The 14,839-nt window shown below is 53.9% G+C and carries 13 protein-coding genes; 11 read left to right on the forward strand and 2 right to left on the reverse strand.

Annotated elements, in window-relative coordinates; translation table 11 throughout:
• Positions 1-42 precede the first annotated feature (42 nt).
• From NA197_RS01360 to clcB, 11 genes are all read left to right on the forward strand, one after another.
• Entirely contained in the window at positions 43-351 is a 309-nt protein-coding gene (locus NA197_RS01360; protein WP_000975516.1) for a DUF1161 domain-containing protein, read from the forward strand.
• Between the two features lie 156 nt (positions 352-507).
• Complete coding sequence (ynfE, locus tag NA197_RS01365) at positions 508-2,946, forward strand: selenate/tellurate reductase subunit YnfE (protein ID WP_023227484.1); 2,439 nt, start codon at positions 508-510, stop codon at positions 2,944-2,946.
• Positions 2,947-3,044: 98 nt separating this feature from the next.
• Positions 3,045-5,480 (forward strand): selenate/tellurate reductase subunit YnfF, encoded by a 2,436-nt coding sequence (gene ynfF, locus NA197_RS01370; protein WP_023182116.1) that lies wholly within the window; start codon positions 3,045-3,047, stop codon positions 5,478-5,480.
• 10 nt (positions 5,481-5,490) lie between these two features.
• Complete coding sequence (gene dmsB / locus NA197_RS01375; RefSeq protein WP_000213062.1) at positions 5,491-6,108, forward strand: dimethylsulfoxide reductase iron-sulfur subunit DmsB; 618 nt, start codon at positions 5,491-5,493, stop codon at positions 6,106-6,108.
• 1 nt (position 6,109) lies between these two features.
• Entirely contained in the window at positions 6,110-6,967 is an 858-nt protein-coding gene (locus NA197_RS01380; RefSeq protein WP_048348847.1) for a dimethyl sulfoxide reductase anchor subunit family protein, read from the forward strand.
• A gap of 42 nt (positions 6,968-7,009) precedes the next feature.
• Positions 7,010-7,624, forward strand: a complete 615-nt coding sequence (dmsD, locus tag NA197_RS01385) for a Tat proofreading chaperone DmsD (RefSeq protein ID WP_064043436.1) — start codon at positions 7,010-7,012, stop codon at positions 7,622-7,624.
• Between the two features lie 304 nt (positions 7,625-7,928).
• On the forward strand, positions 7,929-8,639 hold the full coding sequence (gene osmY, locus NA197_RS01390) for an osmoprotectant ABC transporter permease OsmY (RefSeq protein WP_000557304.1): 711 nt from the start codon (positions 7,929-7,931) through the stop codon (positions 8,637-8,639).
• Between the two features lie 28 nt (positions 8,640-8,667).
• On the forward strand, positions 8,668-9,570 hold the full coding sequence (osmX, locus tag NA197_RS01395; RefSeq protein WP_001211193.1) for an osmoprotectant ABC transporter substrate-binding protein OsmX: 903 nt from the start codon (positions 8,668-8,670) through the stop codon (positions 9,568-9,570).
• A gap of 9 nt (positions 9,571-9,579) precedes the next feature.
• Complete coding sequence (gene osmW / locus NA197_RS01400; protein ID WP_000379677.1) at positions 9,580-10,227, forward strand: osmoprotectant ABC transporter permease OsmW; 648 nt, start codon at positions 9,580-9,582, stop codon at positions 10,225-10,227.
• Positions 10,227-11,375: an osmoprotectant ABC transporter ATP-binding protein OsmV gene (gene osmV, locus NA197_RS01405; RefSeq protein WP_000593088.1), complete on the forward strand. Its 1,149-nt coding sequence runs from the start codon at positions 10,227-10,229 to the stop codon at positions 11,373-11,375. Before osmW ends, osmV begins: the two co-directional genes overlap by 1 nt.
• Positions 11,376-11,510: 135 nt before the next feature.
• Positions 11,511-12,800: a voltage-gated ClC-type chloride channel ClcB gene (clcB, locus tag NA197_RS01410; RefSeq protein ID WP_000554904.1), complete on the forward strand. Its 1,290-nt coding sequence runs from the start codon at positions 11,511-11,513 to the stop codon at positions 12,798-12,800.
• Here clcB and bioD read toward each other — a convergent pair.
• Positions 12,756-13,451, reverse strand: a complete 696-nt coding sequence (gene bioD / locus NA197_RS01415) for a dethiobiotin synthase (protein WP_000919210.1) — start codon at positions 13,449-13,451, stop codon at positions 12,756-12,758. The genes clcB and bioD overlap by 45 nt on opposite strands.
• Positions 13,452-13,576: 125 nt before the next feature.
• Entirely contained in the window at positions 13,577-14,797 is a 1,221-nt protein-coding gene (gene mlc / locus NA197_RS01420; protein WP_000225092.1) for a sugar metabolism global transcriptional regulator Mlc, read from the reverse strand.
• Positions 14,798-14,839 lie beyond the last annotated feature (42 nt).

Raw genomic sequence — 14,839 nt, forward strand, 5'->3', positions numbered from 1 at the left:
AAAATGCTAAGCTTAGAACATCGTCATTAATCACAGGAGTTCATGATGAAAATCGCAACTGCAATAGCCGCTCTGGCGTTAGTTAGCGCCCCCTCGCTGGTGATGGCGGCACCGGGATCGTGCGAGAGAGTAAAAAGCGATATCGAACAACGTATCATCAATAACGGCGTGCCGGCGGATAATTTTACGCTCACTATCGTTCCTAACGACCAGGCCGATCAGCCGGACTCACAGGTGGTGGGCCATTGCGCGAACGATACGCATAAAATTCTTTATACCCGCACCAGCAGCGGCAATGCGCCAGCCAATACCTCTCCCGCTCAGGACGGTTCATCCGCCGAACCGCAATAACCTCCTCCTGCCCTCCGGGTCCGGAGGGTAACGCTCTTTGACATGGATTAATAATCCTTACTCCCAAAGGGGTAAACTCATTACATCATTAGCATGTTAATAATTTCGTTATAGTTATCAATATATAGCGAAATAATAACGACAATGGAGTGAGTGATGCCCGGAGAAAAGCAACAAACAGGCGTTAGCCGCAGGACGTTAGTGAAATCAGCGGCGCTTGGCTCACTGGCGCTGGCTGCCGGAGGCGTATCTTTACCGTTTGGGATGCGTACCGCGGCCGCAGCGGTGCAGCAGGCTATGCGCAACGAAGAAGATAAAATCGTCTGGGGCGCCTGTTCGGTCAACTGCGGCAGTCGCTGCGCCCTGCGTCTGCATGTAAAAGATAATGAAGTCTGGTGGGTTGAAACTGATAACACTGGCGACGATGTCTACGGCAATCATCAGGTTCGCGCCTGCCTGCGGGGCCGTTCAATCCGTCGGCGTATTAACCATCCGGATCGCCTTAACTATCCCATGAAACGCGTTGGCCGCCGCGGCGAAGGCAAATTTGAACGCATTAGCTGGCAGGAAGCACTGGACACCATTAGCGCCAGCCTGAAAAAGACCGTAGAGACCTACGGCAATGAAGCCGTTTATATCCACTATTCATCCGGCATCGTAGGCGGCAACATAACCCGCTCGTCGCCTGCCGCCTCGCCGGTGAAGCGTTTGATGAACTGCTACGGCGGTTCGTTGAATCAATACGGCTCATACAGTACCGCGCAAATTTCTTGCGCCATGCCCTACACCTATGGTTCCAACGACGGCAACAGCACATCTGATATCGAAAACAGTAAACTGGTGGTCATGTTCGGCAATAATCCGGCTGAAACACGCATGAGCGGCGGCGGCATTACCTGGTTTCTGGAGCAAGCGCGTGAACGCTCAAATGCGCGCATGATCGTAATAGATCCGCGCTATACCGATACCGCTGCCGGACGTGAAGACGAGTGGATACCGATTCGCCCCGGCACCGATGCCGCGCTGGTGGCGGGAATTGCCTGGGTATTGATTAACGAAAATCTCGTTGACCAGCCTTTTCTCGATAACTATTGCATCGGCTACGATGAAAAGACCCTTCCGGCTGACGCGCCCCCCAATGGCCATTATAAGGCTTATATTTTGGGCCAGGGCGAGGACGGTATCGCCAAAACGCCGCAGTGGGCGTCACACATTACCGGCATCCCCGCCGATCGGATTATCAAACTGGCGCGCGAGATAGGTAGCGTCAAGCCGGCCTACATCTGTCAGGGTTGGGGCCCGCAGCGTCAGGCGAACGGCGAACAAACCGCTCGCGCCATCGCCATGTTACCGATTCTGACCGGCAACGTCGGCATTCATGGCGGTAATAGCGGCGCACGCGAATCCACTTACACCATTACCATTGAACGTCTGCCGGTCCTGGAGAATCCCGTTAAAACCGCCATCTCCTGCTTTAGCTGGACGGACGCCATTGCGCGCGGCCCGGAAATGACCGCCCTGCGCGACGGCGTACGCGGCAAAGATAAGCTGGATGTCCCGATCAAATTTCTATGGAACTACGCTGGCAACACCCTGATTAATCAGCATTCGGATATTAATAAAACCCATGAAATTCTTCAGGATGAAGCAAAATGCGAAATGATTGTGGTCATCGACAATTTTATGACCTCTTCCGCGAAGTACGCCGATATTTTACTGCCGGATCTCATGACCGTCGAACAGGAAGATATCATCCCCAATGATTACGCCGGCAATATGGGATATCTGATTTTTATCCAACCGGCGACGACGCCTAAGTTTGAACGCAAGCCCATCTACTGGGTACTCAGCGAAATCGCCAGACGCCTCGGCGACGATGTGTATCAGCGGTTTACCGAAGGCCGTACCCAGGCGCAATGGCTGCAATATCTGTACGCCAAAATGCAGGCAAGAGATCCGGCATTGCCCGCGTATGACGATCTGAAAAAAATGGGCATCTATAAACGTAAAGATCCCAACGGCCATTTTGTCGCCTATAAAAAATTTCGTGAAGATCCGCAGGCCAATCCGTTAAAAACGCCGTCCGGTAAAATCGAAATCTACTCGAGCCAACTCGCTCACATCGCCAGTACCTGGGAGCTGGCGGAAGGCGACGTGATAAGCCCACTGCCGATTTATACCCCTACTTTTGAAGGATGGGACGATCCGAAACGGAGCACCTTCCCGCTACAGCTGTTTGGCTTTCACTATAAATCCCGTACCCATTCAAGCTACGGCAATATTGATGTTCTGCAGGCCGCCTGTCGCCAGGAGGTGTGGATAAATCCGCTTGATGCGCAAAAACGTGGTATCGCGAATGGCGATAAGGTTCGCGTCTTTAACGATCGTGGAGAGGTGCGTCTACCCGCCAAAGTCACGCCGCGTATTCTGCCGGGCGTCAGCGCGATGGGTCAGGGCGCATGGCATAATGCGGATATGGCTGGCGATAAAATTGACCACGGCGCCTGCATCAATACGCTCACGACGCTGCGTCCTTCCCCCCTGGCAAAAGGGAATCCTCAACATACAAATCTGGTGGAAATCGAAAAAATCTAAGCCGCCTGCTCCGGGACGTTTTTACGCGCCCGGAGCTCCCCGTTTTGCGAACACAACGACATTTAAAACTCTTTTTTGGATGAGCATAGTGAGCTGTTATGAAAATCACCAACCCTGAGGCATTAATGGCGGCCAGTATCAGCCGACGAAGCCTGGTGAAAACCTCCGCTATCGGTAGCCTTGCGCTTGCCAGTAGCGCTTTCACCCTTCCGTTCTCCCGCATCGCACACGCCGCAGCAGACCTCGCATCCGGCAATGTGGCAGAAAAAGCGGTCTGGAGTTCATGTACCGTTAACTGCGGCAGCCGCTGCCTGCTGCGCCTGCACGTAAAAGATGACACCGTATATTGGGTTGAATCAGATACCACGGGCAACGATGAATATGGCAACCATCAGGTACGCGCCTGCCTGCGCGGCCGTTCTATTCGTCGCCGGATGAATCATCCCGATCGCCTGAAATATCCGATGAAACGCGTTGGTAAACGAGGAGAAGGCAAATTCGAACGTATCAGTTGGGATGAAGCGTTGGATACCATCGGCGATAACCTGAAACGTATCCTCAAGGACTACGGCAACGAAGCGGTACATGTCCTTTACGGTACCGGCGTGGACGGCGGCAATATTACCAATTCTAACGTACCGTATCGCCTGATGAACGCCTGCGGCGGCTATCTCAGCCGTTACGGTAGCTACAGCACCGCCCAAATCAGCGCGGCCATGAGCTATATGTTCGGCGGCAACGACGGCAACAGTCCGGATGATATCGCCAATACAAAACTGGTGGTGATGTTTGGCAATAACCCCGCGGAAACACGTATGAGCGGCGGCGGCGTGACATACTATGTCGAACAGGCGCGCGAACGCTCCAACGCCCGGATGATCGTGATTGACCCGCGTTATAACGACACTGCTGCCGGCCGCGAAGACGAGTGGCTGCCGATTCGCCCGGGTACCGATGGCGCGCTGGCGGCGGCAATCGCCTGGGTGCTGATTACCGAAGATCTTATTGATAAACCGTTTCTGGATAAATACTGCATCGGCTACGACGAAACCACTCTGCCCGCCTCGGCCCCGCGTAACGCGCACTATAAAGCCTATATTTTGGGTCAGGGCGAAGACGGTATTGCTAAAACGCCGCAATGGGCCGCGCAGATTACCAGTATTCCGGCGGAAAAAATCATTCAACTGGCGCGGGAAATCGGCTCGGCGAAACCGGCTTACATTTGCCAGGGCTGGGGACCGCAACGCCACTCTAACGGGGAGCAGACCGCACGCGCAATCGCCATGCTGTCTGTACTCACCGGTAACGTCGGCATAAATGGCGGTAATTCCGGCGTGCGCGAAGGCACCTGGGATCTGGGCGTCGAATGGTTTTCTATGCTGGAGAACCCGGTAAAAACCCAGATTTCGGTCTTTACCTGGACCGACGCTATCGATCATGGCGCGGAAATGACCGCCACACGCGACGGCGTGCGGGGAAAAGACAAGCTCGACGTGCCGATCAAATTTTTGTGGTGCTACGCCAGTAATACGCTGATCAATCAGCATGGCGACATCGCCCACACCCACGAGGTGCTTCAGGACGACAGTAAATGTGAAATGATCGTCGGCATCGAGCACTTTATGACCGCGTCGGCAAAATATTGCGACATTCTGCTGCCTGATTTAATGCCGACCGAGCAGGAAGATCTGATTTCCCACGAATCCGCAGGCAATATGGGCTATGTCATTCTTGGTCAGCCCGCCACCTCGCCGAAATTTGAAAGAAAGCCCATTTACTGGACGCTCAGTGAAGTGGCTAAACGGCTTGGTCCGGACGTATACCAGACCTTCACAGAAGGCCGCACGCAGCATGAGTGGGTCAAATACCTGCACGCAAAAACCAAAGCGCGTAACCCGGAAATGCCGGATTACGAAGAGATGAAACAAACAGGGATTTTCAAGAAAAAATGCCCGGAGGAGCACTACGTCGCTTTCCGCGCCTTCCGCGAAGACCCTGCCGCCAACCCACTGAAAACGCCGTCCGGTAAAATCGAAATCTATTCCGAGCGTCTGGCAACCCTCGCCGACACATGGGAGCTGAAGAAAGATGAGATTATCCATCCTTTACCCGCCTATACGCCAGGCTTTGACGGTTGGGACGATCCGCTTCGTCAGCGCTACCCGCTACAGCTAACCGGCTTCCACTATAAAGCGCGTACCCACTCCAGCTACGGCAATATCGACGTCCTGCAACAGGCATGTCCGCAGGAGATCTGGATCAACCCGATTGATGCGCAAGCGCGCGGCATTCAGCACGGCGACACCGTGCGGGTCTTTAACCAGAATGGAGAGATGCTCATTCCGGCAAAAGTCACGCCGCGCATATTGCCCGGCGTCACCGCTATCGGCCAGGGCGCCTGGTTAAATGCCGACATGTTTGGCGACAAAGTCGATCGCGGCGGCTCCATTAACATTCTGACGTCGCACCGGCCTTCCCCACTGGCGAAAGGTAATCCGTCACACAGTAATCTTGTTCAGGTTGAAAAGGCGTAAGGAGTAACCGATGACAACCCAGTATGGATTTTTTATTGATTCCAGTCGTTGCACCGGCTGCAAAACCTGCGAACTGGCCTGCAAGGACTACAAAGATCTCACTCCCGACGTCAGTTTCCGGCGGATATATGAATACGCAGGTGGCGACTGGCAGGAAGATAACGGCGTCTGGCACCAGAACGTCTTTGCCTACTATCTCTCCATCTCCTGTAACCACTGCGAAGACCCGGCCTGTACCAAAGTCTGCCCGAGCGGCGCGATGCACAAGCGCGATGACGGTTTTGTGGTGGTGAATGAAGAGGTCTGTATCGGCTGCCGCTACTGCCACATGGCCTGCCCGTACGGCGCGCCGCAGTACAACGCCGCCAAAGGTCATATGACTAAGTGCGACGGCTGTCATGATCGCGTCGCCGACGGCAAAAAGCCGATTTGCGTGGAGTCCTGCCCGCTGCGGGCGCTGGATTTTGGCCCGATAGACGAACTGCGCAAAAAACACGGTGAGCTGGCTGCCGTCGCGCCGCTGCCGCGCGCGCATTTCACGAAGCCGAATATTGTGATTAAACCCAACGCCAACAGCCGCCCGACCGGGGACACTACCGGTTATCTGGCCAATCCGAAGGAGGTATAAGATGGGAAGTGGATGGCATGAATGGCCGTTGATGATCTTCACGGTCTTTGGTCAGTGCGTGGTCGGCGCGTTAATCGTTAGCGGACTGGGCTGGCTGACGGCAAAAGACGATACCATCGCCCGTCAGCGCATCGTGCGCAGCATGTTTTTTCTGTGGCTAGTGATGGGACTGGGATTCCTCGCGTCGATTATGCATCTCGGCTCGCCGATGCGCGCGTTTAACTCGCTTAACCGCGTAGGCGCTTCCGCACTGAGTAATGAAATCGCCGCAGGATCGGTGTTCTTTGCCGTAGGCGGCATCTGGTGGCTGGTGGCGGTACTCGGTAAAATGCCCCCGGCGCTGGGTAAAGTGTGGCTGCTGGTCAGTATGGCGCTCGGCGTTGCATTCATCTGGGCAATGACGCTCGTTTATCAGATAGATACCGTGCCAACCTGGTATAATGGCTACACCACGCTGGCCTTTTTCCTCACGGCATTCCTGTGCGGTCCTGTGTTTGCGGCGCTACTGCTACGCATCGCGCGCGTCCCATTTTGCAGCGTGACGTTTGCCAGTATTAGCGGCCTGGCATTGGTGGTGTGCGTGGCGGTCATCGTACTACAAGGACTGTCTCTCTCAACCATTCACAGTTCCGTGCAACAGGCCAGCCATCTCGTACCGGATTACGGTATGCTACAGGTCTGGCGCATTGTCTTGCTTGCTGCCGGATTAGGCTGCTGGCTATGTCCGCTAATCCGTCGCCGCGAACCGCATACCGTTGGTTTGCTGCTCGGTGTCGTGCTGGTGCTGGCAGGCGAAATTATTGGCCGCGGACTTTTTTATGGCCTGCATATGACCGTAGGTATGGCCGTCGCAGGTTAATTTATGCGTGCGGGGCGACCCGCACCTTTCGGGATTGTTTGAATGACCACTTTTTTACAACGTGATGATTTTTCAGTAACGGCGCGTGTTCTTGGCGCGTTGTTTTATTATTCGCCGGAAAGCCACGAAAACGCTCCTCTGGTTCAGGCGCTATTAACCGACGACTGGCAGGCGCAGTGGCCGCTTGATGCCGAGGCGCTTGCGCCTGTGGCGGCTATGTTTAAGACCCACAGCGAAGAGTCGTTGCCACAGGCCTGGCAGCGTCTGTTTATCGGCCCTTACGCTCTGCCGTCTCCGCCGTGGGGTTCCGTCTGGCTGGATCGTGAGAGCGTATTATTTGGCGATTCTACGCTGGCGCTACGTCAGTGGATGCGCGAAAACGGAATTCAGTTTGAAATGCAGCAAAACGAGCCAGAAGATCATTTTGGGTCGCTGTTGCTGCTGGCGGCCTGGCTTGCCGAGAATGATCGTCATCATGAATGCGAACAACTCCTGGCCTGGCATCTGTTTCCGTGGTCGTCCCGCTTTCTGGACGTATTTATCGATCATGCCGGGCACCCGTTTTATCAGGCGTTGGGGCAACTGGCGCGTCTGACGCTGGCGCAATGGCAAGCTCAACTTATTATTCCCGTCGCTGTAAAACCGTTATTCCGTTAATCCCCACAAAAGGCAGGATTTTACCTGCCTTTTCTCCCATTGCGGCCTATTTTTATCTACAAAAAGTGACAACGTCACACCGCGCTTCTATTTTTAAGATAATTCTTTATCGTGAATGTTCACCCTAAGCCGCATAAGGGCAAAGCATAATTGTTAATAGATGTTTAATAGTGTTAAACATCACGCTTCGCTGGAATCCTTCCCAACCTGTTGCTATAGCTCAAAGTACCCTGCCGGAACATGGCATAACAACACGCGACTCTTAACGTCGCCATAACACATGCAAACAGGGAGACACACCGCAATGCACACCCTCACCCTAAAACGTGTACTTGGGTTCACTATCGTCATTCTGCTGTTACTGGCGCTGTTTATCTGGGGAATCGGTCTGGAGACGCTGAAAGCGCGTCAGGTCGATCTGCTGTATCTCGGACAACGGCATTTGATGCTGGTCTTTACGTCCATGTTTTTTGCTTTACTGGTCGGTATCCCGAGCGGGATTTTACTCAGCCGACCTGCGGCAAAAGGATTTGCTGAATATGTCATGCAAATCTTTAATGTTGGTAATACCTTGCCGCCGCTGGCCGTTCTGGCCTTAGCGATGGTGATTATCGGGATCGGCGATACACCCGCCATTGTCGCGCTATTTCTGGCCTCCCTTCTGCCTATCGTCCGCAATACCTATGCGGGCCTCTGTTCCGTTCCCGCCTCACTGATTGAAGCGGCGAACGGGATTGGGATGACAAAATGGCAGCGGCTTCGCCAGGTAGAGCTACCTAATGCGTGGCCAGTGATGCTGTCCGGTATTCGCATCGCGACCGCCATCAATGTCGGCACCGCGCCGCTGGCCTTTCTGATCGGTGCCAGCAGCTACGGCGAGCTGATTTTTCCGGGGATTTATCTCAACGATTTTCCGACGTTGATTCTCGGCGCAACGGCCACGGCGTTATTCGCGCTGATTCTTGACACTCTGCTTGCCTGGTTTGGGCGACGCCTTAGCCCTCATACCGTCTGAACGCATAAATAACAATAAGGAGCGTTAAATGAGATTCAAAAAACACCTGTTGGGATGGCTTGCCGCAACGCTGTTGTTCAGTAGCCAGACGCAGGCCGCGCCGCTGGTTCTCGCCACCAAAAGCTTTACCGAACAGCATATTCTTTCCGCTATGACCGTTCAGTATTTGCAGAAGAAAGGCTTTCAGGTTCAGCCGCAAACCAATATCGCCGCGGTGATTTCACGTAATGCGATGGTGAATAAACAAATTGATATTACCTGGGAATACACCGGTACATCGCTGATTATTTTCAACCGTATCGATAAGCGCATGAGTCCACAGGAAACCTACGACACGGTAAAACGCCTGGATGCGAAGCTGGGCCTGGTATGGCTCAAACCGGCTGACATGAACAATACTTACGCGTTCGCGATGCAGCGCAAACGCGCCGAGTCGGAAAATATCACCACCATCTCGCAAATGGTGGCAAAAATCGAACAAGTCCGGCAGAACGATCCTGACCACAACTGGATGCTCGGCCTCGATCTGGAATTTGCCGGGCGCAGCGATGGGATGAAGCCCCTTCAGCAAGCCTACCAAATGCAGCTTGATCGCCCGCAAATACGACAGATGGACCCAGGGCTGGTCTATAACGCCGTTCGGGATGGGCTGGTTGACGCCGGGCTGGTCTATACCACCGACGGACGGGTGAAAGGGTTTGATCTGAAAGTGCTGGAAGATGATAAAGGCTTCTTCCCAAGTTACGCTGTCACGCCCGTGGTGCGTAAAGAGGTGCTGGAAGCCAATCCTGGCCTTGATGACGCCTTAAACACCCTTTCCGGCCTGCTCAATAACGATGTGATATCGACCCTAAACGCCCAGGTCGATATCGAGCATCGCACGCCGCAACAGGTAGCCCATCAATTTTTGCAGGACAAAGGTCTGCTGTAAGGAGCGCCTATGGATACGATACATTATATGCTGGATAACGCAGGCTATCTCGCCAGCCTTACCTTTCAGCATCTCTGGCTGGTCGCGCTGGCCGTCGGTCTGGCGATTATCATCGGCGTACCGTTAGGCGTTTTGATTGTACGCCACAAATGGCTGGCAACGCCGGTACTGGGCGCCGCCACGCTACTTCTTACCATTCCGTCTATCGCGCTGTTTGGATTAATGATCCCGCTCTTTTCGCTGATCGGGCATGGTATTGGCGTTCTGCCCGCCGTGACGGCCGTTTTTCTCTACTCTTTACTGCCGATTGTGCGTAATACCCATACTGCGCTTGATAGTTTGCCGCCCGGTCTGCGTGAAGCGGGACGCGGCATCGGTATGACTTTCTGGCAACGGCTGCGCTGGGTCGAAATCCCAATGGCCCTACCGGTTATTTTCGGGGGTATCCGCACCGCGGTAGTGATGAATATCGGCGTAATGGCGATTGCCGCGGTGATCGGCGCCGGCGGTCTGGGACTGCTACTGTTAAACGGCATTAGCGGCAGCGATATTCGCATGTTAATTGCCGGCGCGCTGATGATCTGTCTACTGGCAATTGTACTTGACTGGCTGTTGCATCGTCTGCAAGTCGTACTGACACCTAAGGGGATACGATAATGATAAAACTGGAAAATCTCACCAAACAATTTGTACAGAAAAAGGGTCAGCCGCTAAAAGCCGTCGACAACGTCAACCTGAACGTGCCGGAAGGCGAAATGTGCGTCTTACTCGGTCCCTCCGGCTGCGGCAAAACCACCACGTTAAAGATGATCAACCGGCTGATCGCGCCCAGCAGCGGTAATATTCTTATCAACGGCGAGAATACCAACGATATGGATACGGTAACGCTACGCCGCAATATTGGGTATGTTATCCAGCAGATCGGCCTGTTTCCTAATATGACGATTGAAGAAAATATTACCGTTGTGCCGCGCATGTTGGGTTGGGACAAAGCGCGCTGCAAGCAACGCGCCGAAGAGTTGATGGACATGGTGGCGCTGGATGCCAGAAAATTTCTGCATCGCTATCCAAAGGAGATGTCCGGGGGACAGCAGCAGCGCATTGGCGTGATCCGCGCTCTGGCCGCCGATCCGCCGGTACTGCTGATGGATGAGCCCTTCGGCGCGGTGGACCCCATTAACCGCGAAGTGATCCAGAACCAGTTTCTGGATATGCAGCGTAAGCTAAAAAAGACTGTGATGCTGGTCAGCCATGATATCGACGAAGCGCTAAAACTCGGCGACCGTATCGCCGTGTTCCGTCAGGGGCGAATTGTACAGTGCGCCAGTCCTGATGAACTGCTGGCCAAACCGGCTAACGAGTTTGTCGGGTCGTTTGTCGGTCAGGACAGAACGTTAAAGCGTTTGCTACTGGTCTCCGCGGGCGATGTGACCGACCAACAGCCAACCATTACCGCGCGGCCTTCCATGCCGTTAAGCGAGGCGTTCGGCATTATGGATGATCACGATATTCGCGCCATTACCGTCATTGACAACGACGGTAAGCCACTGGGATTTGTGAAGCGCCGGGAGGCTCGGAACGCCAGCGGAATCTGCGCCGATATCACCCATCCTTTCCGTATTACGGGCAAAGCGGAAGATAATCTGCGTATTGTGCTGTCCAGATTGTACGAAAGTAATACCAGCTGGATGCCGATCGTTGATGAAGACGGACGCTATAACGGTGAAATCTCTCAGGATTACATCGCCGATTATCTCAGCTCAGGCCGCACGCGTCGGGCGCTAAATATTCACGAAAACAGCTAACGCTGCCGCCGGATGGCCTCTCGCTATCCGGCAATATCATTATTGTACGCAATATTATATCGCACATAGTGCTTTTGCGTCTGACGCCATTTCCCCGCAGAATAGGCTATCCTGAAACTCCCTGTTTACCCGCTCATGCATCGTTTACACGCTTACCCGGATCTGCGCGCGATGTTTCGTCGCCTGCTGATCGCTACGCTCATCGGTATTCTCGCGGCGCTGGCTGTCGCCGCCTTCCGTCATGCGATGCAATTGCTGGAGTGGATTTTCCTGAGTAATGACACCGGCAGTCTGGTGAATGCGGCTGAGGGGCTTTCGCCCTGGCGACGGCTGATTACGCCGGCGCTTGGCGGCCTGGCCGCTGGTCTGTTGCTGTGGGGGTGGCAAAAAATGAACCAACAGCGCCCCCATGCGCCCACTGACTATATGGAAGCATTGCAAACCGACGGGCAATTTGACGTTGGCGCCAGTCTGGTGAAATCGCTGGCCTCGCTGCTGGTCGTGGTCAGCGGCAGCGCAATTGGTCGCGAAGGCGCAATGATCCTCCTCGCCGCGCTGGCGGCATCCAGCTTTGCCCGACGCTTCACGCCGCGTGAGGAATGGAAATTATGGATCGCCAGCGGCGCCGCTGCGGGCATGGCGGGCGCTTACCATGCGCCGCTGGCGGGCAGCCTGTTTATCGCGGAAATCCTGTTCGGTACCTTAATGCTGGCTTCCCTCGGCCCGGTTGTCGTTTCCGCCGTCGTCGCCCTGCTAACCACCCATCTATTAAACGGTAGCGATTCACTACTCTATACCGTACATCTGACCGTTGATCTCCACGCGCGGGAGTACGTCATGATAGTCAGTACCGGCCTGGTCGCCGGTCTGTGCGGCCCATTGCTGATGTGGCTGATGACGGCCAGCCATAATAGTTTCTTACGCTTAAAACTGTCCCCGCCCTGGCAACTGGCGCTGGGCGGGCTTATTGTCGGATTACTGTCGTTACTCACGCCCACGGTATGGGGAAACGGCTATAGCGTCGTACAATCATTTCTGCTCTCCCCGCCGCTATTCTTGCTGATTGGCGGAATTTTTGCGTGCAAAATCCTGGCTGTGCTCGCCAGCAGCGGGTCTGGCGCGCCGGGCGGCGTCTTTACGCCAACATTATTTGTCGGATTATCAATTGGAATGTTTCTGGGTCGGATATGGGGATTCTGGCTGCCAGGCTCGGATGAAATAGCGATTTTATTGGGGCTGGCGGGTATGGCGACGCTACTGGCGGCGACAACCCATGCGCCGATAATGTCCACCCTGATGATTTGTGAAATGACCGGCGAGTATCAGTTACTCCCCGGTCTGCTGATTGCCTGTGTAGTCGCGTCAGTGCTCTCGCGAACGTTACGCCATGATTCTATCTACCGCCAGCACGCTGCCGAGCATTGACAAACGAATATACTGCCCCAGCTCACGCTGCTCGGCGCGCGGCAGGTACGGTAGCTCGCCAATCAGCGGCGCTGGCAGTTTTTTCCCAAGCACATCAATAATTTCAGCATAATGCGCCAGGCCAGGATTGATACGATTCGCCACCCAGCCAATTAAGGGCAGTCCATCATTAGCGACAGCTTGCGCAGTCAGTAGCGCATGATTAATGCACCCCTCCTGAATCCCTACCACCATCAATACCGGTAACTGTTCCTGTACCACCCATTCAGACAATGGACGTAAATCATTCATCAAACTACGCCAGCCACCAGTGCCCTCCACAACCACGTGGTCCACTTTATCGCTCAGGCTCGCCAGACCGTTGGACAGCAAGGTGTAATTTATAGGACAGCTATGCGCGACGCTGCTTTCCTCTTCGCTTAACGCGATCGGATTAATCGCCTCATACGGCAACTCCAGCGAAGAGACGCTTTGCAATACCAGCGCGTCTTTGTTGCGCATCCCTTCTGGAGTCTCTTTGCTCCCTTTAGCGACAGGTTTATACCCTGCAACGCTCTTACCACCCGACGCTAACGCTTGTAGTAATGCGCGGGAAACCACCGTCTTCCCAACAGAAGTGTCTGTACCTGTAATAAAGAAACGCTTCAGCATCACTAACTCCACCGTTATGCTTCGAAAATATAAGCCAGGAAAATAATACAGTGGAGAAAGTCTAAGATATGGCAAGGGCAATCAGCTTGAGTTAGCGCAAATTTTTGTACAACAGTTAAAAAATGTTAACCCTGTAATAGACGAATCAACAAAGAGCCGTTATACATCGCGTCTTTTACCAACGCCGCCCCGGCCATCGTGCCCTGGTTGGTAAACTGCGTGCTTTCCACAACCGTATTCCTGCTGTAGGCGGGCAGCGCCTGTTGACGGATACTGTCAGCAATGGCTGGAAAAAGGATATCAGCCGCTTTACTTAGCGGCGAACCAATAAGAATTTTTTGCGGATTAAATAAATTCACCATGATAGCCAGAATGCGTCCGACATGCGCGCCAACGCCGCTAATAATATCTTTTGCTAATAGATCTCCCTGCATCGCCGCCTGACACAGTGAATCTACCGTTAACGGCTGGCCGTGCAACATTGAACTCATCGACTGATTAAGCCGAAGCTGCGTAAGTTCCAGCACGCTATCGACGCTGGCGATGGTCTCCAGACAGCCATGATTACCGCAATAACAGCGCTTACCATAAGGATCGACCTGGGTATGCCCAATCTCTACCAGACTGCTACTGCCCGCATGAAGCAAGTGACCGTCGGTGATAACGCCCGCCCCCACATTATGATCAATCACCACCTGGATAACGTCGCGCGCGCCGCGTGAAGCGCCAAAAAGCGCCTCTGCCATCGTCCAGGCGCTAATATCATGCTGAATGTAAACCGGTACGCCAGTGTGCCGCTCCAGCGCATCTCCCAAAGGCATCTCTTTGACATCTTCGTAATACGGCATCCGGTGCACAACGCCGTTTTCGGTATCGATAATGCCCGGTAACGTAATGGCAATGGAGGTCAGACGCTCCAGTTTCTGCTGATGGCGGGTAAAAAACCGATCAACGTGCGTAATAATTCGCTCAAGCAACGGCGTGGCTTCGGTTAACGGCAGCGCCAGACACTCTTCTACCACCAGTTTGCTGCTAAGATCGCGTAGCGCAAGGAAAATTTCGCCACGGCTAATACGAATAGATAAATAGTGCCAGGCTTCCGTTTCCACCATCAGCCCGACGGCGGGACGTCCACGACTGCCCGCCTCTTTAATTTCAAGTTCCTGAACCAAATGCGCTTCCAGCATTTCGCGAACAATTTTCGTAATACTGGCAGGCGCCAACTGCGCCAGACGAGACAGGTCAATTCGCGATACCGGTCCGAGCTGATCAATCAGGCGATACACTGCGCCAGCATTGGTCTGCTTAATTTGATCGATATGCCCAGGCTGACTATCAGCAACCACCGCTCACTCCCTTTATTTTCGCGCTCCGAAATAATCTGTGTG

The sequence above is a fragment of the Salmonella sp. NW884 genome, from assembly GCF_051700745.1.
Classification (GTDB): domain Bacteria; phylum Pseudomonadota; class Gammaproteobacteria; order Enterobacterales; family Enterobacteriaceae; genus Salmonella; species Salmonella enterica.

Bases quoted from the DNA above. Each gene is read 5' to 3' on its own strand.
- ynfE (WP_023227484.1), top strand. From the start codon at position 508: ATGCCCGGAGAAAAGCAACAAACAGGCGTTAGCCGCAGGACGTTAGTG.
- clcB (WP_000554904.1), top strand. From the start codon at position 11,511: ATGCATCGTTTACACGCTTACCCGGATCTGCGCGCGATGTTTCGTCGC.
- osmV (WP_000593088.1), top strand. From the start codon at position 10,227: ATGATAAAACTGGAAAATCTCACCAAACAATTTGTACAGAAAAAGGGT.
- ynfF (WP_023182116.1), top strand. From the start codon at position 3,045: ATGAAAATCACCAACCCTGAGGCATTAATGGCGGCCAGTATCAGCCGA.
- osmW (WP_000379677.1), top strand. From the start codon at position 9,580: ATGGATACGATACATTATATGCTGGATAACGCAGGCTATCTCGCCAGC.
- dmsD (WP_064043436.1), top strand. From the start codon at position 7,010: ATGACCACTTTTTTACAACGTGATGATTTTTCAGTAACGGCGCGTGTT.
- osmY (WP_000557304.1), top strand. From the start codon at position 7,929: ATGCACACCCTCACCCTAAAACGTGTACTTGGGTTCACTATCGTCATT.
- NA197_RS01360 (WP_000975516.1), top strand. From the start codon at position 43: ATGATGAAAATCGCAACTGCAATAGCCGCTCTGGCGTTAGTTAGCGCC.
- bioD (WP_000919210.1), bottom strand. From the start codon at position 13,451: ATGCTGAAGCGTTTCTTTATTACAGGTACAGACACTTCTGTTGGGAAG.
- NA197_RS01380 (WP_048348847.1), top strand. From the start codon at position 6,110: ATGGGAAGTGGATGGCATGAATGGCCGTTGATGATCTTCACGGTCTTT.
- osmX (WP_001211193.1), top strand. From the start codon at position 8,668: ATGAGATTCAAAAAACACCTGTTGGGATGGCTTGCCGCAACGCTGTTG.
- dmsB (WP_000213062.1), top strand. From the start codon at position 5,491: ATGACAACCCAGTATGGATTTTTTATTGATTCCAGTCGTTGCACCGGC.